Annotated in this window: 16 protein-coding genes; 7 read left to right on the top strand and 9 right to left on the bottom strand. The window is 67.5% G+C overall.

Going from position 1 to position 19,020, the window contains the following annotated elements; translation table 11 throughout:
• Positions 1 to 57: 57 nt before the first annotated feature.
• From VA603_RS07905 to VA603_RS07895, 3 genes are read right to left on the bottom strand one after another with little or no spacing between them, the layout of a single operon-like run.
• Positions 58 to 483: a DUF6691 family protein gene (locus tag VA603_RS07905; protein WP_323438450.1), complete on the bottom strand. Its 426-nt coding sequence runs from the start codon at positions 481 to 483 to the stop codon at positions 58 to 60.
• A complete protein-coding gene (locus VA603_RS07900; RefSeq protein ID WP_323438449.1) occupies positions 480 to 893 on the bottom strand; it encodes a YeeE/YedE family protein in 414 nt (137 codons plus the stop codon). Before VA603_RS07900 ends, VA603_RS07905 begins: the two co-directional genes overlap by 4 nt.
• Positions 890 to 1,780: an MBL fold metallo-hydrolase gene (locus VA603_RS07895; protein WP_323438448.1), complete on the bottom strand. Its 891-nt coding sequence runs from the start codon at positions 1,778 to 1,780 to the stop codon at positions 890 to 892. Before VA603_RS07895 ends, VA603_RS07900 begins: the two co-directional genes overlap by 4 nt.
• A 78-nt stretch (positions 1,781 to 1,858) precedes the next feature.
• Here VA603_RS07895 and VA603_RS07890 point away from each other — a divergent pair, with 78 nt between their 5' ends.
• Entirely contained in the window at positions 1,859 to 2,182 is a 324-nt protein-coding gene (locus VA603_RS07890; RefSeq protein ID WP_323438447.1) for an ArsR/SmtB family transcription factor, read from the top strand.
• Between the two features lie 72 nt (positions 2,183 to 2,254).
• Here VA603_RS07890 and VA603_RS07885 read toward each other — a convergent pair whose 3' ends face one another.
• Together VA603_RS07885 and VA603_RS07880 are read right to left on the bottom strand one after the other, a co-directional pair.
• Positions 2,255 to 5,590: a PAS-domain containing protein gene (locus tag VA603_RS07885; protein ID WP_323438446.1), complete on the bottom strand. Its 3,336-nt coding sequence runs from the start codon at positions 5,588 to 5,590 to the stop codon at positions 2,255 to 2,257.
• A gap of 516 nt (positions 5,591 to 6,106) precedes the next feature.
• On the bottom strand, positions 6,107 to 8,347 hold the full coding sequence (locus VA603_RS07880; protein WP_132864736.1) for a TonB-dependent receptor: 2,241 nt from the start codon (positions 8,345 to 8,347) through the stop codon (positions 6,107 to 6,109).
• Between the two features lie 160 nt (positions 8,348 to 8,507).
• Between VA603_RS07880 and VA603_RS07875 the strand changes: the two genes are divergently transcribed.
• The gene (locus tag VA603_RS07875; RefSeq protein WP_192286485.1) at positions 8,508 to 9,914 is read left to right on the top strand and encodes a GntP family permease; all 1,407 of its coding nucleotides are present in this window, start codon (positions 8,508 to 8,510) and stop codon (positions 9,912 to 9,914) included.
• Between the two features lie 598 nt (positions 9,915 to 10,512).
• Here the strand turns inward: VA603_RS07875 and VA603_RS07870 are convergent.
• Positions 10,513 to 10,920, bottom strand: a complete 408-nt coding sequence (locus VA603_RS07870) for a ComEA family DNA-binding protein (RefSeq protein ID WP_192287272.1) — start codon at positions 10,918 to 10,920, stop codon at positions 10,513 to 10,515.
• A gap of 136 nt (positions 10,921 to 11,056) precedes the next feature.
• On the opposite strand from VA603_RS07870, the gene VA603_RS07865 reads away from it, so the two are divergent.
• From VA603_RS07865 to murU, 4 genes are all read left to right on the top strand, one after another.
• Positions 11,057 to 12,550 carry a M20 family metallopeptidase gene (locus VA603_RS07865; RefSeq protein ID WP_323438445.1) on the top strand — a complete coding sequence of 498 codons (1,494 nt, stop codon included), beginning with the start codon at positions 11,057 to 11,059 and terminating at the stop codon, positions 12,548 to 12,550.
• 71 nt (positions 12,551 to 12,621) lie between these two features.
• The gene (locus tag VA603_RS07860) at positions 12,622 to 12,894 is read left to right on the top strand and encodes a GlsB/YeaQ/YmgE family stress response membrane protein (RefSeq protein ID WP_313253911.1); all 273 of its coding nucleotides are present in this window, start codon (positions 12,622 to 12,624) and stop codon (positions 12,892 to 12,894) included.
• A gap of 61 nt (positions 12,895 to 12,955) precedes the next feature.
• Positions 12,956 to 13,966 (top strand): aminoglycoside phosphotransferase family protein, encoded by a 1,011-nt coding sequence (locus VA603_RS07855; RefSeq protein WP_323438444.1) that lies wholly within the window; start codon positions 12,956 to 12,958, stop codon positions 13,964 to 13,966.
• Entirely contained in the window at positions 13,963 to 14,676 is a 714-nt protein-coding gene (gene murU / locus VA603_RS07850) for an N-acetylmuramate alpha-1-phosphate uridylyltransferase MurU (RefSeq protein ID WP_323438443.1), read from the top strand. Before VA603_RS07855 ends, murU begins: the two co-directional genes overlap by 4 nt.
• A 161-nt stretch (positions 14,677 to 14,837) precedes the next feature.
• Here the strand turns inward: murU and hda are convergent, their stop codons facing one another.
• The 3 genes from hda to VA603_RS07835 are packed head-to-tail and all read right to left on the bottom strand — an operon-like array spanning position 14,838 to position 17,844.
• Positions 14,838 to 15,542 carry a DnaA regulatory inactivator Hda gene (hda, locus tag VA603_RS07845; protein WP_323438442.1) on the bottom strand — a complete coding sequence of 235 codons (705 nt, stop codon included), beginning with the start codon at positions 15,540 to 15,542 and terminating at the stop codon, positions 14,838 to 14,840.
• The gene (locus tag VA603_RS07840) at positions 15,539 to 16,714 is read right to left on the bottom strand and encodes an AI-2E family transporter (protein ID WP_323438441.1); all 1,176 of its coding nucleotides are present in this window, start codon (positions 16,712 to 16,714) and stop codon (positions 15,539 to 15,541) included. Before VA603_RS07840 ends, hda begins: the two co-directional genes overlap by 4 nt.
• A complete protein-coding gene (locus VA603_RS07835; protein WP_323438440.1) occupies positions 16,711 to 17,844 on the bottom strand; it encodes a DUF2066 domain-containing protein in 1,134 nt (377 codons plus the stop codon). The genes VA603_RS07840 and VA603_RS07835 overlap by 4 nt, the downstream gene beginning before the upstream one ends.
• A gap of 97 nt (positions 17,845 to 17,941) precedes the next feature.
• Between VA603_RS07835 and purM the strand changes: the two genes are divergently transcribed.
• The gene (purM, locus tag VA603_RS07830) at positions 17,942 to 19,000 is read left to right on the top strand and encodes a phosphoribosylformylglycinamidine cyclo-ligase (protein WP_323438439.1); all 1,059 of its coding nucleotides are present in this window, start codon (positions 17,942 to 17,944) and stop codon (positions 18,998 to 19,000) included.
• Positions 19,001 to 19,020: the final 20 nt, after the last annotated feature.

The raw sequence follows: 19,020 nt of genomic DNA, 5'->3' as shown, positions 1-19,020 counted from the left end.
AATTGCGCGATGTGGCCTGGCGCTGGAACGGGATCGGCTTCGCGGCCGAGGCCGCTCCTACCGCCCACCCAGCCAACGATGCAGGTACATGCCCAGCAGCATCGCCGGCACGAACCACAACGCTTCCGGCGACAACACGCCCAGCCCCACCAGCGCTGGCCCCGGGCAGTAGCCGGCCAAGCCCCAGCCGATACCGAACAACGCCGCGCCGAGCAGCAACGGCCGGTCGATCTGCTTGAGTGCCGGGATCTGGAACCGCGCCGCCAACACCGGTGCCGGCCGGCGCAGCACGAAGCGGAACAACACCAGCGCGGTAAGCACCGCACCGCCGAGCACGAACAACAGGGCCGGGTCGAAGTCACCGGACACGTCCAGGAAACCGAGGATGCGCTGTGGATCGGTCATGCCCGACACCGCCAAGCCCAACCCGAACAGCGCGCCGGAAAGCAGCGCCGCCAGGGTGATGCGTGCATGCGTGCTCATGCCACGTGCCTCACGATGAAGGTGGTGATCACCGCGGTCAGCATGAAGGTCAGCACCGCTGCCAGCGACCGCAATGACAGCCGGCCCAAACCGCACACGCCGTGCCCGCTGGTACAGCCATTGCCCATCCGCGTGCCGATGCCAACCAGCACGCCGGCCACCACCAGCAACAGCGGCGGAAACCCCTGCCGTGGCACATACGCACCGGGCACCGACCACAACCAGGCCGCACCGGCGCCGACCAGTCCGATCAGGAAGGCCAGCCGCCACGCGATTTCGCCCCGCTTCGGCAGCAGCACACCGCCGAGCATGCCGCTGATGCCGGCGATGCGGCCGGTCAACCACAGCAGCAGGCTCGCCGCCATGCCGATCAGCACGCCGCCCAGCAGCGCGCTCATCCACGTGTTCATCGCGCATCACCCATCTGGTCCAGCGGCAGGCGGAAGTAGCGCACGCCGTTGGCATCGGGTTCGGGCAGGCGGCCACCGCGGATGTTGACCTGCAACGCGGGCAGGATGAGTCGCGGCACCGGCAAGGTCGCATCGCGCTGTTGGCGCAGTTGCACGAAGGCCGATTCGTCGACGCCGTCCTTCAGGTGCGCATTGCCGGCACGCTGCGCGGCGATGCTGGTCAGCGGTTCGGCCTCACGGCGCGTGCCGGGGTAGTCATGACACAGGAAGATCCGCGTATCCGCCGGCAACGCCAGGATCTTCTGGATCGAAGCGAACAGGCGATGCGCGTCACCGCCCGGGAAGTCGGTGCGCGCCGTGCCGGTGTCGGCCGCAAACAGGGTGTCACCAATGAAGGCCGCATCGCCGATCACATACGTCAGCCCGTCATCGGTATGCCCGGGCGTGGCGATCACACGCACCGGCAGGGCGCCGATCGCGAACTGGTCCCCATCGACGAGCAGCCTGTCGAACTGGCGCCCATCGGCGATGAATTCCTCGCCCAGCCCGAACAACACCTTGAACCGCTCCTGCACCTGCACGATGCCGCGCCCGATCGCCACCTGCGCCTGCAGGATGTCGGCCAGGTATCCGGCCGCGCTGAGGTGATCGGCATGCGCGTGCGTCTCCAGGATCCACGTCACCTGCAGCGCCTTGCCGCGCACGAACGCCAACAGCGCATCGGCCGATGCCGTGCTGATCCGTGCGCCGGCCGGCTCGTAGTCCAGTACCGGGTCGATGATCGCCGCGGCGCCGCCCTCGCCTTCGTACACCACGTACGTGAACGTGCCGGTGTCCTTGTCGAAGAACGGTTCCACCTGCGGATGAAGCCGGATTGCGTCGCTCATGGCTTGCACCTTTGTAATTTAGATTTTTCTAAATTAAACTCCTCTCACCTGAAGCGCAACCCCCCGAAAGCTGGCCCGATGAACACGCCCGACATCGATGCTGCGGACATGCAGTCCCACGCCGAGCAAGCCGCCGCCCTGCTCAAGTCACTCGCCCACCCGGCACGCCTGCGCGTGCTGTGCCACTTGGTGGACGGCGAGGCGTCGGTGAGCGAACTGCAGGTGCAGGTGGCGTTGTCGATGTCGGCGCTGTCCCAGCACCTGGCACTGATGCGCGACGCAGGCCTGGTCAGCACCCGCCGCGAGGCGCAGACCATCTACTACGCGCTGGCCGACAGCCCCGCACTGGGCGTGATGCATGCGCTGTATGAAGCGTATTGCGGCAAGGGAAAGCGCCGGTAGTCCGCGGGACGGACTCCCGGCGCATTCCCGATCGCGTTGGGCCGGGGTTTCATCCCGGCCTGCGCCGCATCGCTATCGCTGCGTCACCGTCCGCGCCGCCAGCAGGCGGTCCAGGATCGACTTCAACGCCAACGGCCGCGCCGGCTTCTGCAGCAGGGTCAGCCCCTGCTCCAGCACGTCACGCCGCGTGGCCAGGCTGTCGTCCGCGCTGAGGATCAACGTCGGCCGGGCGCCGTAGCGCTCGGCCAGGCGCGCCTGCAGCGCCGTGCCGGTATCGCCGTCATCCAGGTTGTAATCGAACAACCACAGCGCCACGGCCTGCCGTTCCATCGCCGCGACCGCATCGGCTTCACCGGATCCCTCGGCCACCGCGTAGCCCCAACCGCGCAATAGTCCCGCCAACGCCGCCAATGCCGCCGGATCGTTGTCCACCACCAGCACCGGCGTGGCCTCGCCTGCGGGCGCTGCACGCTCGTGGAGTGCAACCGGCGGCGCCGATGCCACCAGGACCGACACCGAGAAAACCGTGCCGCGCCCCCTGTCACTGCGCAGCCCCAGTGGTGCATGCAGCAGGCCGGCGATGCGGTCGGCGATCGCCAGCCCCAACCCCAGCCCCTGGCCGCTGGTTTCCTCACCGCGCCGGAACTCCTCGAAGATCCGCCGCTGCTCGCTGCGGGCGATGCCGGGCCCGGTGTCATGCACCTCGATGCGGATCCTGTCCGCTTCCCGCCGCACGCCCAGCAGCACGCCGCCGCGCGCGGTGTAGCGCACCGCATTGGCCAGGAAGTTCTGCAGCACCCGCCGCAACAGCTGCGGGTCGCTGTTCACCCACGTGCGGGTGGGTAGGTAATGGAAGGCCAGGCCGCGTGCTGTGGCCAGCGCGCGGAACTCCGAGGCCAGCGGGTCGAGCACCTCGGCCAGCGGCATGTCGCGCGGCTGCGGCACCAGTCCGCCGGCCTCCAGCCGCGACATGTCGAACAAGCCGGTCAGCAGGTCCGTGGTCGAATCCAGCGCCCCCTGGATCTGCACCACGGCCTGCTGCTGCTCCCCATCGTCCACCTGCTGTGCCAGGCGGTCGGTGAACAGATGCGCCGCGTGCAACGGTTGCAGCAGGTCATGGCCCACCGCGGCGAGGAAGCGGCTCTTGGCATCGTTGGCACGCTCGGCCTCGCGCTTGGCCGATTCCAGCAGCGCGGTACGCTCGCCGACGCGCTGCTCCAGCGTTTCGTTGCTGCGCTTGAGCTCGCGCTCGCTGCGCCGGAAGGCGGTGACATCGGTGAACGTGGCCACGAAGCCCCCCCCCGGCATCGGGTTGCCGCGGATCTCGACGATGCTGCCATCGGGAAACACGCGCTCGGTCAGGTGCGGCGTGCCGGCACGCATGAAGGCCAGGCGGCGGTCCACCGCGCGCTCGTCGCGCCCGCGCTGCGGCATGGCCTGCAATGCCCAGCGGGTCAGGTCCATGATCGGACGCCCCACCTGCAGCAGTTCCTCCGGGAAGCCGAACATCCGCGCATAGGGCCGGTTCCATGCCACCAGGCGCTGGTCGCGATCGATCACGCTGATGCCCTGGCTCATGTTCTGCAATGCCGCCTGCAGCACCTGCTGGCTGAAGCGCAGGTCCTGCGAGGCCTCGCTGACGATGGCGGCCACCGCCGCCAGCTCGCTGCTCTCCCGGCGCGCGGCATCCAGCAGCAGGCGCGCCGATGCCGCGCCGAGCACGGCGGACAGTTCCCGTTCGACCCGCGCTTCAATCGGGGTCGGCACCGGGCCGCTGCGCGGCGCATCGGCAAGCAGCCGCTGGACCTGTTCCAGCGGCAGGAAGCGGCGCCCCGCATCGCGCAGTGCGTCGGCATCCAGGCTGCGGCTGGCGCGGTCGGGCGTATCACGCCGCCATACCATCGCCAGCAACGTGACCGCGGTGCCCACGAACAGGCTGGCCCCCACAGCCCGCCCCAGCGGTGTCCATCCGGTCAGGCCGAACAGGCCCTGCGGCGCCAGCCACTGCCAGCCGAACGGGCCGGCCACCAGCCAACCCGGTGCGCGGCCGCTGCTTTCCAGCAGTGACGGCAACAGCAGCACCCACGCCCAGGTGAGGAAGCCGGCCAGCACGCCGGCGATGGCCGCACGCGGGGGCGTCTGCGGTCGCCAGATCGCAAAGCCCAGCACCGGCACCAAGGTGGCCAGCGCCGAGAACGAAATCCCGCCGATGTCGGCCAGCACGTTGCCGCCACCGATCAGACGGCTGTACGCCCATGCCAGCAGCATGATCAGGCAGATGCCGGCACGGCGCAGCCAGACCAGTTCGCGGCGATGGTCGCGTCCACCGGCACGCCGCCACGCACCGCGCAGCAGGCCCGGCGCGAACCAGTGGTTGCCGATCATCAGGCTCAGTGTCAGCGTGCTCACCACCACCATGCCGGTGGCCGCGCTCAGGCCGCCGAGGAAGGCAAACAGCGCGATCCCTTCGTGCCCGGCCGAGAACGGCAGCGCCAGCGTATACATGTCCGACGGCACGCTGTTGCCCAGCAGCGCGGTGCCCGCGCGTGCCAATGGCAGGATCGGCAGCGCGATCAACAGCAGGTAGAGCGGGAACAGCCAGCGCGCGGTGCGTACATCGGCCGGGTCGCGGCACTCAACCACGCTGACATGGAACTGGTGCGGCAACAGGAACATCGCCAGCCCGCCCAGCAACATCAGCGGCACGAACCCGCCCCCGTGGGCATCGGCGGCCGGGGCTGGCATCGACGGCAGGCCCTTCAGCCCGAACCACACGAACAGGCCCAGTACCAGCATCGCGCACAGCTTGAACACCGACTCCACCGCCATCGCCAGCACCAGCCCGCGGTTGTGTTCGGACACATCCGCGCGCCGCGCACCAAACAGCATCGCGAACAGGGCCATCGCCAGCGCCACGTACAGGGCGCTGTCCTGCCAGGGCGAACCGCCCTGCCCGGCATCGACCGCACGCGAGGTGATCATGCCGAAGCTCATCGCCACCGCCTTCAACTGCAGCGCGATGTAGGGAATCAGGCCCAGCGCCGCGACCAACGTCACCGTCGCCGCCAGCCAGGCATCGCGCCCGAGCCGCGCGGCGATCAGGTCGGCCAGCGAGGTGGCATTGGTCTCGCGCGCAAGCCGCACCAGGCGCACCATCACGCCCATCGCCAGGGCGTAGAACAGGATGGCCCCGACGAAGGTCGGCGGCAGCGGCCAGCCATAGCGCGCGGCCTGCGTCACCGTGCCGTAGAAGGTCCACGAAGTGCAATGCACGGCCAACGACAACGCATAGACATGCCGCCAATGCCGCGCGAATGCGGTCGGTCGGCGCTCGCCATACAACGCCGCGCCGAACATCAGCGCCAACCAGGCCAGGCCCGCCAGCGCCACCGTCACCAGACTCAACATGTACGCCGCTTCCCCGAATGCATCGGCGCAGGATACGGAGTAAGCCCGCACCGCAGAAGGGCCATCCCTCACCCCAACCCCTCTCCCGCACGCGGGAGAGGGGCTCAGGTTTGCTTGGGCTATGGCTTTGAAGCCCCTCTCCCGCAGGCGGGAGGGAGGGGCTCAGGTTTGCTTCGGCTGTGGCTTTAAAGCCCCTCTCCCGCAGGCGGGAGAGAGGGGCTCAGGTTTGCTTCGGCTGTGGCTTTAAAGCCCCTCTCCCGCAGGCGGGAGAGAGGGGCTCAGGTTTGCTTGGGCTGTGGCTTTGAAGCCCCTCTCCCGCACGCGGGAGAGAGGGGCTCATGTTTGCTTGGGCTGTGGCTTTGAAGCCCCTCTCCCGCAGGCGGGAGAGGGGTTGGGGTGAGGGCCGCTCTGGCACACGTACCCAAGAACGAACAAGGCCCTTCCCGCTACTGCGGGAAGGGCCATCGCTTCTGCTTCGATTCGCGTCCCGGTGCCGTCACCGGCCCTGGCGCTGCATCAGAAGTTGTAACGCACCGACACATACCAGTTGCGCGGCAGACCGTAGTACGCGGTCTGGATGTTGCCCACGCTGGCGAACTCCTGGCCTTCGGTCATGTACTGCTTGTCGGTCAGGTTGCGCACGCCCGCGCGCACCTGCCAGCTCATCTGCGGCGAATCCCACACGCCGTAGGCGCCGAGCAGCGTGTACGCGTCCTGGCTCAACACGGCACGGTTGTCCACCGACAGCCAGGTCTCGCTGCGGTAGGACACATCACCGCCCAGCGTCAGGCTGCCGCTGTCACCCAGCGGGAACACGTGCTGCAGTGCCACGCGCGCGGTCCAGTCCGGCGAGAACGGCACGTGTGCGTGGCTGACGTTCGGGTCGAAGCCCGGGTAGGACGGATCCAGGCGGAAGTCCTCGAACTTGTCGTACTTGGCGTCCATCCAGCCCACCTGCGCGCTCAGCGTGGTGGACTCACCCAGCAGCGCACTGCCTTCCAGCTCGATGCCCTTGATGTTCAGCTTGGCGGCGTTCAACACCGGGAAGGTGCCCACGTCCTGCGACACACGGGCCTGGAAGTCGCTGTAGTTGCTGTAGAACGCCGCCGCGCTGCCGCGGAAGCGGTGGTCGGCCGAGCTGCCCTTCAGGCCCAGCTCGTAGGTCCACACGTATTCCGGATCGAACTTGGCATGCTCGGTGTCATACACGGTGTTGGCGCGACCATTGAAGCCGCCCGACTTGAAGCCGCGGTTGGCCGACACATAGCCCATCAGGTTGTCGCTGAAGGCCTTCTGCAGGCTGATCGACGGGGTCACGGCGGTCCACGATGCCTTTGCATCGAAGGCCACGGTTCCATTCAGGCCGGCGAACGGCGCGCCCCAGAACGTGCTGGTGGAACGCTCGTAGTCCTTCTTGTCCTTGGTCCAGCGCACGCCGGCGGCCACGGTCCAGCTCGGCACGAACTCCCAGTTCACGTGGGCGAAGGCGGCGGTCGAGGTAGTGGTCAGGTCGTCGTCGATCGTGCGCAGGAACGGCACCTTGGCGCCCAGGAACGAGAACAGGTCATCGGCATACGCCTCTTGGTACGACGGCACGTTCTCCTTCATGTAGTACGCGCCGAAGGTGGCATGCAGGTTGGAACCATTGTCGTAATGGAGCTGGAATTCCTGGCTCTTCTGGTTCTGGTCCAGCGCCACCAGCACGTCGCCCAGCTCATACTCGGATGCATCGATGTCGATGTACGACTCGGTCTTGAGCTTGCGGTAGGAGCTGATGCTCTTCAGCGTCCATTGCTCGTTGATGTCCCAATCCATCGCCAGCGACGCACCGGAGTGCTTCAGGTACTGGCCCTGGCCATCGTCGAACGAGGTCCGCGCGCGACGGTTCCATTCGCCGGTTTCACCCGGCTTGAGCACGATCGCGCCGCCCGGCGCCAGGCTGGTCTGGACCAGGTTGGCCATCGGCCGGCCCAGGGTCAGCGCCGCATCCTGCTTGGTGGTATCCAGCGACAGCACCGCGCTGAAGTTGTCGGTCGGCTTGAAGGCCAGCTTCAGGCGCAGCGCTTCGGTGTCGTCGTCGTTGTAGCGCTTGCCGGTGTCGGCGTCCTTCACGTAGCCGTCGTTGGTGATCTTGGCACCGGCGATGCTGCCGGCCACCGTATCGCTCAGCTGGCCTGACACGTAGAAGCGGCCCTCCAGGCGACCGTAGTCACCGGCGGTCACTTCCACCGCGCCGCCCTCGTTGTCGAACGGGTTCTTGGTGGTCAGCTTGATCGCGCCGCCGGTGGAGTTCTTGCCGTACAGCGTGCCCTGCGGGCCGCGCAGCACTTCCAGCTGCTGGATGTCGAACAGCGAGAACAGCGCGCCGTTGATGCGCGAGTAGTACACGTCATCGACGTACATGCCCACGCCCGGGTCGAAGGTCTGCAGTGCATCCGGCTGGCCGATGCCACGGATGAACACGTTGACGCTGTTGGCCGAACCACGGCCCTGGGCGATGTTCATGTTCGGCACCGCGCCCTGCAGGCCCTCCACGGTCGAGGCCTGCAGGTCCTTGATCTGCTCCTCGCCGAAGGCGCTCACCGCCACCGGTACGTCCTGGATGGACTCGCTGCGACGGCGTGCCGTCACGGTCACTTCGTCCAGCTGCGTGGCCTGGGTGCCCGCCGCCGTGGCCTGCTGCTCCTGGGCCTGCACGAATGCGGCCGGCGCCAGCAGAATGCCGCCGATGGCCATGCTCAGATACTTGCGCTTCATTGGTCTCCCTCCTCCCGGGTATGACGCAGCGGCAATGGGATGCCGCCATGCTGCGCACGTTAACGACGCGTTAGCCGGCCGCGTATCGTCCCTTCGTACAGTGGGCCGGCCGCCCGCGCGTCCCGATACTCGCCGGCAACGTATTGGCCGGGAGCCGTGGATGTCGTTTCTGATCGTACTGGCGGCCCTGTGCTTCCTGATGTTCGTGGCCTACCGCGGCTACAGCGTCATCCTGTTCGCCCCGGTGGCCGCGCTGGGCGCGGTGCTGCTGACCGACCCGACCCTGGTCCAGCCGATGTTCACCGGGCTGTTCATGGACAAGATGGTCGGCTTCCTCAAGCTGTACTTCCCGGTGTTCGTGCTCGGCGCGGTGTTCGGCAAGCTGATCGAGATCTCCGGCTTCTCCAAGTCCATCGTCAGCGCCACCATCAAGCTGGTCGGCGCCCAACGCGCGATGCTGTCGATCGTGCTGGTCTGCGCCGTGCTGACCTACGGCGGCGTGTCGCTGTTCGTGGTGGTGTTCGCGGTCTACCCGTTCGCGGCCGAACTGTTCCGCCAGAGCAACATCCCCAAGCGACTGATCCCCGGCACCATCGCGCTGGGGGCCTTCAGCTTCACCATGGATGCCCTGCCGGGCACGCCGCAGATCCAGAACATCATCCCGTCGGCCTTCTTCGGCACCAACAGCTGGGCCGCCCCATGGCTGGGCGTGATCGGCACCGTGGTGATCATGTTGCTGGGCATGAGCTACCTGGAATGGCGCCGCCGTACCGCCATCGCCAAAGGCGAAGGCTATGCCGGCACCGGCGAGGAGCTGCGCAACGAGCCAGAGGCCTTCCGTGGCGACAAGCTGGCCCATCCGCTGCTGGCGATCCTGCCGCTGATCCTGGTCGGCGTCTCCAACTTCCTGTTCACCCGCTGGATCCCCGGTTTCTACGGTGAAACCCAGTCCTTCCTGCCGGCGGTCATCGGCAATCCGGCCCCGGTGGTGCAGGAGGTCTCCAAGATGGCCGCCATCTGGGCGGTACAGGGGGCGCTGCTGCTCGGCATCCTCAGTGTCATCGCCTTCGCCTGGAAACCCGTGGTCACGGCCTTCGCCGAAGGCACCAAGTCGGCCATCGGCGGCGCCATGCTGGCCTCGATGAACACCGCCTCGGAGTACGGCTTCGGCGCGGTCATCGCCGCCCTGCCCGGCTTCCTGGTGGTCTCCAACGCCCTTGGCGCCATCCCCAACCCGCTGGTCAACGAAGCGGTGTCGGTCACCGCCATGGCCGGCATCACCGGCTCGGCCTCGGGCGGCATGAGCATCGCGCTGGCCGCGATGGCCGACAGCTTCATCGCCAATGCGCACGCCGCGGGCATCCCGATGGAAGTCCTGCACCGCGTGGCGGCCATGGCCTCCGGCGGCATGGACACGCTGCCGCACAACGGCGCGGTGATCACCGTGCTGGCCGTCACCGGCCTGACCCACCGCCAGTCCTACAAGGACATCTTCGCCATCACCCTGATCAAGACCCTGGCGGTATTCGCGATCATCGCGGTGTATTACATGACCGGGCTGGTTTGATACCGGGACAGGGAACTCGGAACTCGGAACTCGGAACTCGGAACTCGGAAAGGCTGCCATGTGATCGCAGCGCCGTGTCATTGCCCGCTCTGGCCCTGTACCTCTTGCGGCTAGCGGCGTCAGCCATCACCACCAGCGCTCAACAAGCGCCCCTCTACACCTCCCCTTCGCTGCACGGCAGGAAAGGAGCAGAACAGCAAAGGCAATGGCGGAAGCCAATTGCTCGCCACTGTTCGCGCCGCAGAAGGCAGGGAGAGGACCGTTTGCACGCCTTTGGCATGCGGCCGGATGAACGCCGATGGCCATGTCGCAGGGCCGGAGGTTTGCTCCGGAGGATCGCGAAGGGATGCCCGGATTGGCGACAAGCCACGCCTTTCCTGCGGCATTCCAGCATTCAATATTCCAGACACGAGAAAGGCGTCCCACGAGGCGCCTTCTGCTCTAACCAAGCCCAAAAAGAACGCCCGGCTGCACGTCACTGTGCAACACCGGGCGATCTCACTTCCCTGTTGGCGTCCTGCCTATCCCCAGCGTCCTGGCCCTTTTGGGTTCCTGGTGGTCCGCCCTCCTGGCGGAACACGAATAAGTCACGTCCTTGTCAGCGCCTTTCGATCGGTTTGACTGCCGGTGTTCCTGCCGGCCTCCTGCTGTCGGCGGGGGCAGCTCCAGCCCTCGCCTCGATCAGGTCTCGATTCCGTTCGACCGTCTTCAGCCCGATTCCCTTCACCAGCGCCAGTTCCTCGACACTCTTGAAGGGGCCGTTTGCCTGTCGATGATCGATGATTGCCTGCGCCTTTGAGGGGCCGACATTCACCATCACCTGATCCAGCTCCGCCGCGGAGGCGGTGTTGATATCGACCTTGTCCGTGGCTTTCGCCGATAGGGTCAACACCAACGCCAGAACCAGTGACTTCAGCATCACGGTGAAAAGCTTCATCACTACTCCTTGTGGTTTGGGACCGCTCCCCGGCATTCCCGCCGGTGGAACAAGTGTTCCGCACCACATGAACATAGGCTATCCGTCACGCCTCGTTTACACAGCCGGCGAACATCCCGACGTCTTGTAGGAAAACCCCTACAAGGCCCATTCAAGGGCAGCGGGCGTAGAATGGTTACACCTGACATTGCTACCGGAGATCCAGATGGACAGCGCCAAGATCGGCCAATTTCTCAGCGACAAGTGGGACAACGACATCGTCCCGCAATTGGTCGATTACATCCGTATCCCCAACAAGTCGCCGATGTTCGACGCCAACTGGGTCGCCAACGGCTACATGGACCAGGCCGTGGGCCTGATGGAGACCTGGGCCAAGGCGCAGAAGATCCCCGGCCTGCAGGTTGAAGTGGTGCGTCTGGAAGGCCGTACCCCGCTGATTTTCCTGGAAATCCCGGCCACCGGCCCGGAGACGGGCGACGACACCGTGCTGCTCTACGGCCACCTGGACAAGCAGCCGGAAATGACCGGTTGGGACGACGACCTCGGCCCGTGGAAGCCGGTGCTGCGCGGCGACAAGCTGTACGGCCGCGGCGGCGCCGATGACGGCTACGCCATCTTCGGCTCGCTGGCCGCCGTGCTCGCCCTGCAGGAGCAGGGCCTGCCCCACGCCCGCTGCGTGATCCTGATCGAAGCCTGCGAAGAATCCGGCTCCTACGACCTGCCGGCCTACGTCGACCACCTGGCCGACCGCATCGGCCAGCCGTCGCTGGTGGTCTGCCTGGATTCGGGCTGCGCGAACTACGACCAGCTGTGGTGCACCACCTCGCTGCGCGGCCTGACCGGCGGCAACTTCACCGTGAAGGTGCTCAACGAGGGCGTGCACTCCGGCGATGCCTCCGGCGTGGTGCCGTCCAGCTTCCGCCTGCTGCGCCAGCTGCTCTCGCGCATCGAGGACGAAAAGACCGGCCGCATCCTGCTCGACGGCCTGCACACCGAGATCCCGGCCGAACGCCTGGAGCAGGCCAAGCGCGCCGCCGAGGTGGTCGATACCGCCATCTTCGACAAGTTCCCGCTGGTCGATGGCCTCAAGCCGATGAACGACGACCTGGCCGAGCTGGTGCTCAACCGCACCTGGCGCCCGGCGCTGTCGGTGACCGGCATCGGCGGCATGCCGCCGCTGGAATCGGCCGGCAACGTACTGCGCCCGGAAACGGCGGTGAAGCTGTCGCTGCGCCTGCCGCCGACCGCCAACGGCAAGGCCTGCGGCGAGCTGCTCAAGGAAGCGCTGCTGCGCGACCCGCCGAACGGCGCGCACGTCAGCCTGGACCTGGAAAAGGCCTCCACCGGCTGGAATGCGCCAGCGATGGCGCCGTGGCTGGAGAAGTCCATCGACGACGCCAGCCAGGCCTTCTTCGGCAAGCCGGCCATGTACATGGGCGAAGGCGGCTCGATCCCGTTCATGGGCATGCTGGGCGAGAAGTTCCCGGGCGCGCAGTTCATGATCACCGGCGTGCTCGGCCCGCACTCCAACGCGCACGGCCCGAACGAGTTCCTGCACATCCCGATGGGCAAGCGCGTGACCTCGTGCGTGTCCAAGGTGCTGTTCGACCACCACGCAGCCAGCCTGCGCGGCGAGACCAGCGGCTCCAAGGTGCATGCCGACAGCGGCACCCGCCACGGCGGCCACGGCTGCTGCTGAGCCCGGCCGGCTTGATGACGGACGCAGCCCGGCCTTGCTAGGCTGCGTCTTTCCTTCTGGCAGGCACGCACATGAGCGGACTGTTTGGCAGTGACAGCTGGCTGTACATCATCCTGATCGGCTTCTTCGTCGGCCTGCTGGGGCGGTTCTTCATGCCCGGCAACAACCGCATGGGCTGCCTGTTGACCATTGTGCTCGGCATTGCTGGTGCCGTGTTCGCCGGCTGGTTCGGCCGCGAGATGGGCTGGTACTCGGCGGGACAGCCGGCCGGCTTCCTCGGCGCCATCATCGGTGCAGTCGCCATCCTCGCCCTGCTGCGGCTGATCAGCGGCAACAAGCGCTGAGCCTTCCCGCCGCATTCCCTGATTCCCGGCGTCGCAAGGCGCCGTTTTGACGTACCCGTCCATGACCGATCCCGCTACCGACCCGCTGCGCGCGCAGCAGCGCCTGCACTGGGCACGTACCGCCCTGGGCGATGCCGATGCCGCGCTGGAGCGCGCCTCGGTCGACGCCGGCTTCCGCAGCTACTGGCGTGCCACCGGCGCACGCGGCAGCCACATCGTGATGGATTCGCCGCCTGGGCTGGAAGACGTCACGCCCTGGCTGCGCATGCATGACCTGCTCGCCCCGCATGGCGTGCGGGTGCCGCAGGTGCTTGCCCGCGACGTCGACAACGGCTTCCTGCTGCTGGAAGACCTCGGCGTGCCCACCCTCGCCCGCCACATCAACGAAGACAACGCCGATGCCTGGTTCGAGGCGGCCTTCGACCAGTTGATCCGGCTGCAGTCGATCCCGGTCCCGGAGGGGCTCGGCGCGTTCGGCGAAGCGCTGTTGCAACGCGATGCCGGCCTGTTCGACGAGTGGTTCCTGCGCAAGCACCTTGGCCTGCAACTGGACTGTGGTGAGGTCGACCAGCTTCAGCGGGTCCAGCGCCGCCTGATGGACAACGCGCTCAACCAGCCGCAGGTGCTCACCCACCGTGACTTCATGCCGCGCAACCTGATGCCGGTCGACGACACGCTGGCCGTGCTGGATTTCCAGGACCTGGTGCGCGGGCCGATCGCCTACGACCCGGTCAGCCTGTTCAAGGACGCGTTCCTGAGCTGGCCGCTGGCACGCGTGGATGGCTGGCTGGCGCGCTACCACGCCCGCGCACAGGAAGCCGGCCTGCCGGTGCGGCCGTGGCCGTTGTTCCTGCGCGATGCCGACTGGATGGGCGTGCAGCGCCACCTCAAGATCCTGGGCCTGTTCGTGCGCCTGCGCGACCGCGACCACAAGCCGCACTACTACGCCGACGCACCGCGCTTCCTCCGCTACCTGGACGAAGTGCTGCCACGCCATCCGGAGCTGGCGCCGCTGCACGACGTGTTCGAGCGCCGCATCAAGCCTGCGCTGGCCGCCAAGGGCGAGGCATGAAGGCGCTGATCTTTGCCGCCGGCCTGGGCGAACGCATGCGCCCGCTGACCGACCACACGCCCAAGCCGCTGCTGCCGGTTGCCGGCACACCATTGATCGAATGGCACCTGCAGCGCCTGGCCGCATTGGGGATCAACGAGGTGGTGATCAACACCAGTTGGCTCGCCGAGCAGTTTCCCCGGCAGCTGGGCGATGGCAGCCGCTGGGGTCTGCGCCTGCATTTCAGTTACGAAGGCCCGACGCCACTGGAGACCGGCGGCGGCATGTGCAACGCACTGCCCCTGCTCGGCGATGCGCCGTTCATCGCGGTCAATGGCGATATCTGGAGCGATTTCGATTTCGCGCGCCTGCCGTCCACGCTGGACGGCCTGGCGCACCTGGTGATGGTCGACAACCCGGCGCATCACCCACGCGGGGACTTCATCCTTGGCCCGGATGGCCAACTGCGCGATGACGGTGATGCCGTGCGGCTGACGTTCTCCGGCATCGGCCTTTACCGGCCAGCGCTGCTGCAGGATTGGCGGGCCGTGATCGGTGATGGCGAGCGCAACGCGGAAACGCCTCCCCGTTTCAAGCTCGCCCCCTTGTTGCGTGCGGCAATGGCAAAGGGAGCAATCAGCGGCCAGCGCCACGCCGGCGCCTGGACCGACGTCGGCACGCCGCAGCGCTTGCGGCAACTGGATGCGGAACTCCGCGGTACTGCCGGCTGAGTTCAGCGCTGCGGAAGTTGCCTGGCAGGCTTTTCGGGTCAAACGCGAAGCGCTTACCCCTCCCCAGCCCTCCCTTTCGCGCAGCGAAGGGGAGGGCTGCGCTCTCCAACGGCCAATAGAACAACAACACGGGAATTCCATCCCAGCCCAGGCGGTCGGGCTTACTCGCCGCTACCCGCTTCCAGCACGCGCTTGAGGAACGGCACGGTGATGCGCCGCTTGGCCGCCAGCGATTCGCGGTCCAGTTTCTCCAACAGCGTCACCAACCCGCTCAGGTCGCGGCCGGTGCGGTTCAGCAGCCAGTCCAGCGTGGCCTCGTCCATCACCAGCCCACGCCGCACCGAACGCTCGCGCAGCACCGCCGCGCGGCCTTCGTCGTCCAGCGGGTCGAGCATGATGCGCCCGCATTGCGACAGCCGCGAGCGCAGGTCCGGCAGCACCAGCCCCAGCGCGTCGGGCGTGCAGCGCGCGGTGTACAGCAGGGTCACATCGGCCGCGCGCGCGCGGTTGTGGAACTCGAACAGGGTGACTTCCTGCTCGCGGCGGCCGGCGATGTACTCCAGCCCGTCCAGCGCCACCACGTCATGGCCTTCCAGGGCTTCCAGCGCCTCGTTCAGGCGCTTGCCGGCCGCCTGCAGCGGCAGGTAGGCCGGGCGACGCCCAGCTTCCAGCGCGGCGGCACAGGTGGCCAGCGACAAATGCGTCTTGCCGGTGCCACCGGCACCGGCAAGGAAGATCCAGTCGTGGCTGCTGCCGACGGCAAGCGCGCGCAACTGGGCCAGCGCGCCATCCGGCGCGCCGATGAACGTCTCGAATCGCTGGTCAGGCGGATAGCGCAAGGCCAGCGGCAACTGCGGCACACTCACTTCGGTTCTACATCCTTCGACACGATGGCCAGTTCCGTCGGGGCATCACTGCTCCGCGGGTCCAGCACGATCGTCGGCCCATGGCCTGCGTACAACTCACTCTGGCGATAACGTTCGTGCGCGTAGCGCAGCAGCACGTTGATCACGGCTGCCGCCGGCAGGGCCAGCAGCATCCCCAGGAAACCAAACAATTGGCCACCGGCCATCACCGCGAAGATCACCGCCACCGGGTGCAGGCCGATCTTGTCGCCGACGATACGTGGGGTCAGCACGTAGCTTTCCAAGAGCTGGCCGACGGTGAACACCACGCCCACCAGCACCAGCAGCTTCAGGTCGAACCCCTGTGCCTGCACCAGCGCGGCCAGCACCGCCATGACCACGCCGGTGGTCGCGCCCAGGTACGGGATGAAGCTGATCAGGCCAGCCACGATGCCGATCAGCAGGCCCAGCTTGAGCCCCACCACCGACAGGCCCACCGCATACACCACGCCCAGCGCGATCATCACCGCGATCTGCCCGCGGATGAACGCCCCGAGCACCTCGTCTGATTCCTTGGCCAACCGCGAGACGGTTTCGATGTGGTTACGCGGGATCACCGACGCCACCCGCTCCACTAGCTTGTCCCAGTCACGCAGGAAGTAGTACGCCAAGATCGGCAGCAGCGCCAGGTTGACCACCCAGGCCACCATCGCGAAACCCGAGCGCGACAGGTAGCCGAAGAAAGTGCTGGCCACGCCGCCGGCCTGCTGCCAGTGGCTGCGGATCCAATCGATCAGGCGGTCCGGGTCCAGCCAGCCCATCAGCTCAAGGCCGGTCTTGGCCTCGATCCACGGGATCGCCGTGCCCATCAACCAGGCCTGGCCCTGCGGCAACGCGGCCACAAGGGTGGTGATCTGCCGCTCGATCATCGGCACCAGGATCAGCAGCGCCAACACCAGCAACAGCACCATCAGCGCGAACACCATGACCACCGCGGTATTGCGCGAGCGGCCACGTGCCTCCAGCCGGTCCACCAGCGGGTCGCCCAGCCAGCCCAGCATCAGCGCGACCACGAACGGGGTCAGGATCGGCGCCAGCAGCCACATCACCCACAAGCCGAACGCGGAGACCACCATCCATTTCAGGCGGCGCAGGAACAGTGCGATTTCTGCTTCCGGGGTTTCGGTGCTCATCGAATGCGGTACTCGCCCTGCTTGCTGCCGGTGTCGGTGCCTTCGGTCGCATCGCCGTCCTGGACCGCCTGGCCAACCGGCTGCAACGGCGAATTCTGGCCCAGCATGCGGTTCAGGCCCGGCAGGCCGGTCATCAGCTCCACGTCCAGCTCCAGCCGGTCACCGTTGGCCTGGATCGGGATGATCGACTTGACCACGGCCGCGCCCTGCAGCGCGGAGGCTGCCCGCAGGTAGTCGTCGGCACCGCGGATGCCGTTGATCGCGATGCGGTACGTGCCCGCCGCGCCGGCCACCGGGGCCTTGGCATAGCGACGCACCAACGCATCGGCGACACCGTCGGCGCCACCGGCCATCGCGCGGCGGGCATCGCCATCACGGGTGGTCCACTTGGACAGTTCGCGGCCGTTGTCGACGAACACCCAATCGGCCTGCCAACCACCACCGCCGGCGCGGTAGAGCTTGCCCACCAGCTGCATCGGCGGCGCGTAGCGCGCCGAGGCGCGTGCGACCGCGGCGGTGTCCTGGCGCCAGATCGCGCCGACCAGCGCCTGCTCGGCGGCGCCGCCGGCCGGCAGTCCCAGCCGGTAGCCGCGCTCGATCGCGCGGTCCAGCAACGGGCGGGCCGCATTGGCCTGCTGGGTGCCGACCAGGCGCGGGCCGCTGCCATCGTCGATGGCCAGCCAGATCACCGGCTTGGGCCGTGGCTGCGGCCAGACCGGCAGGCCCAGCGCGGCGACCAGCCCGTCCACGTCGTCCTGGCGGAAGCGCGCGACCAGCATGGTCCGGTAGCTCGGCGCACCGCTGGCGCCGATGCTCTGGTCCTGGCGGTAGTCGTAGCTCTCGACCATGTCCTTGGCGCTGCGCAGCGCCTGCGCCACGCCCGGGCGGGTCATCGCGGCGCGGTCACCGGACAACTTGCCCAGCACCGCGCCCAGCGCGCGCGCCAGCGCACCGCCACGGTCGGCGTCGCTCTGGCTGTTGACCGGCACTTCGGCCTCGTAGGTGCCGCTGGCATTGGCGACGTCCCCTTCGGTACGCATGCCCGACTGGGCCAGCGCACCGCCGCCCAAGGGCAGGCAGAGCGCCAGAAACAGGATTGTGACCAGGCTGCGACGCATTGAATATTCCATTGCTCGACGGTTCCGGGGGGAATTGTTGCCCGAATGGGGCCTTCGCGCCAACGTGGCCTGTTAAAATCGACCGTTCACCCCGCCAGCGCAGCCGACCGTGACCAGCACCCCGACTTCCGCCAACTCTCCCCTCACCTACCGTGACGCCGGTGTCGACATCGACGCGGGCAATGAATTGGTGGAGCGCATCAAGCCCTTGGTCAAGCGCAGCTTCCGCCCGGAGGTGATGGGCGGGCTGGGCGGCTTCGGCGCCCTGTTCGACCTGTCCAACAAGTACCGCGAGCCGGTGCTGGTGTCCGGTACCGACGGCGTCGGCACCAAGCTGAAGCTGGCCCAGCAGCTGGGCCGCCATGACACGATCGGCATCGACCTGGTTGCCATGTGCGTCAACGACGTGCTGGTGCAGGGCGCCGAGCCGCTGTTCTTCCTGGATTACTTCGCCACCGGCAAGCTGGACATCGACACCGCCGCCGCGGTGGTGGGCGGCATCGCCAATGGCTGCACCGAAGCCGGTTGCGCCCTGATCGGCGGTGAAACCGCCGAAATGCCGGACATGTACGCCCCGGGCGAATACGACCTGGCCGGGTTCACCGTCGCGGCCGTGGAAAAGAGCGAGCTGAAGGACGGCTCGGCCGTGCAGCAGGGCGACGTGCTGATAGGCATCGCCTCCTCCGGCCCGCACTCCAACGGCTACTCGCTGGTCCGCCGCATCTACGAGCGTGCCGGCAGCCCGGCCGAGCTGGTGCTGGAGAACGGAGTGAAGCTGGTCGATGCGCTGATGGCGCCGACCCGCCTGTACGTCAAGCCGCTGCTGTCCCTGCTCAAGGAACACGGCACCGCCATCCACGGCATGGCCCACATCACCGGTGGCGGCCTGACCGAGAACATCATCCGCGTGGTACCCGAAGGCCTGGGCCTGGACATCGACGCGCGCAGCTGGACGCTGCCGCCGGTGTTCCAGTGGCTGCAGCGCGAAGGCAACGTCGCCGACAGCGAGATGTGGCGCACCTTCAACTGCGGCATCGGGTTCGTGCTGCTGGTGCCGGCCGACCAGGTCGCCGCCATCAACGCCTCGCTCGACGCCCTGGAACTGGCGCACTGGCAGGTCGGCGAGGTGGTCGCGGCCACCGGCACCGAACGCGTGCGCATCGGCTGAAGCCCCTCCCGACCCACAAG

Origin of the sequence: Stenotrophomonas capsici (assembly GCF_034961085.1) — a bacterium.
In the GTDB taxonomy this organism is placed as follows: Bacteria; Pseudomonadota; Gammaproteobacteria; order Xanthomonadales; family Xanthomonadaceae; genus Stenotrophomonas; species Stenotrophomonas capsici.
This window is presented reverse-complemented; position numbering and strand designations above follow the sequence as displayed.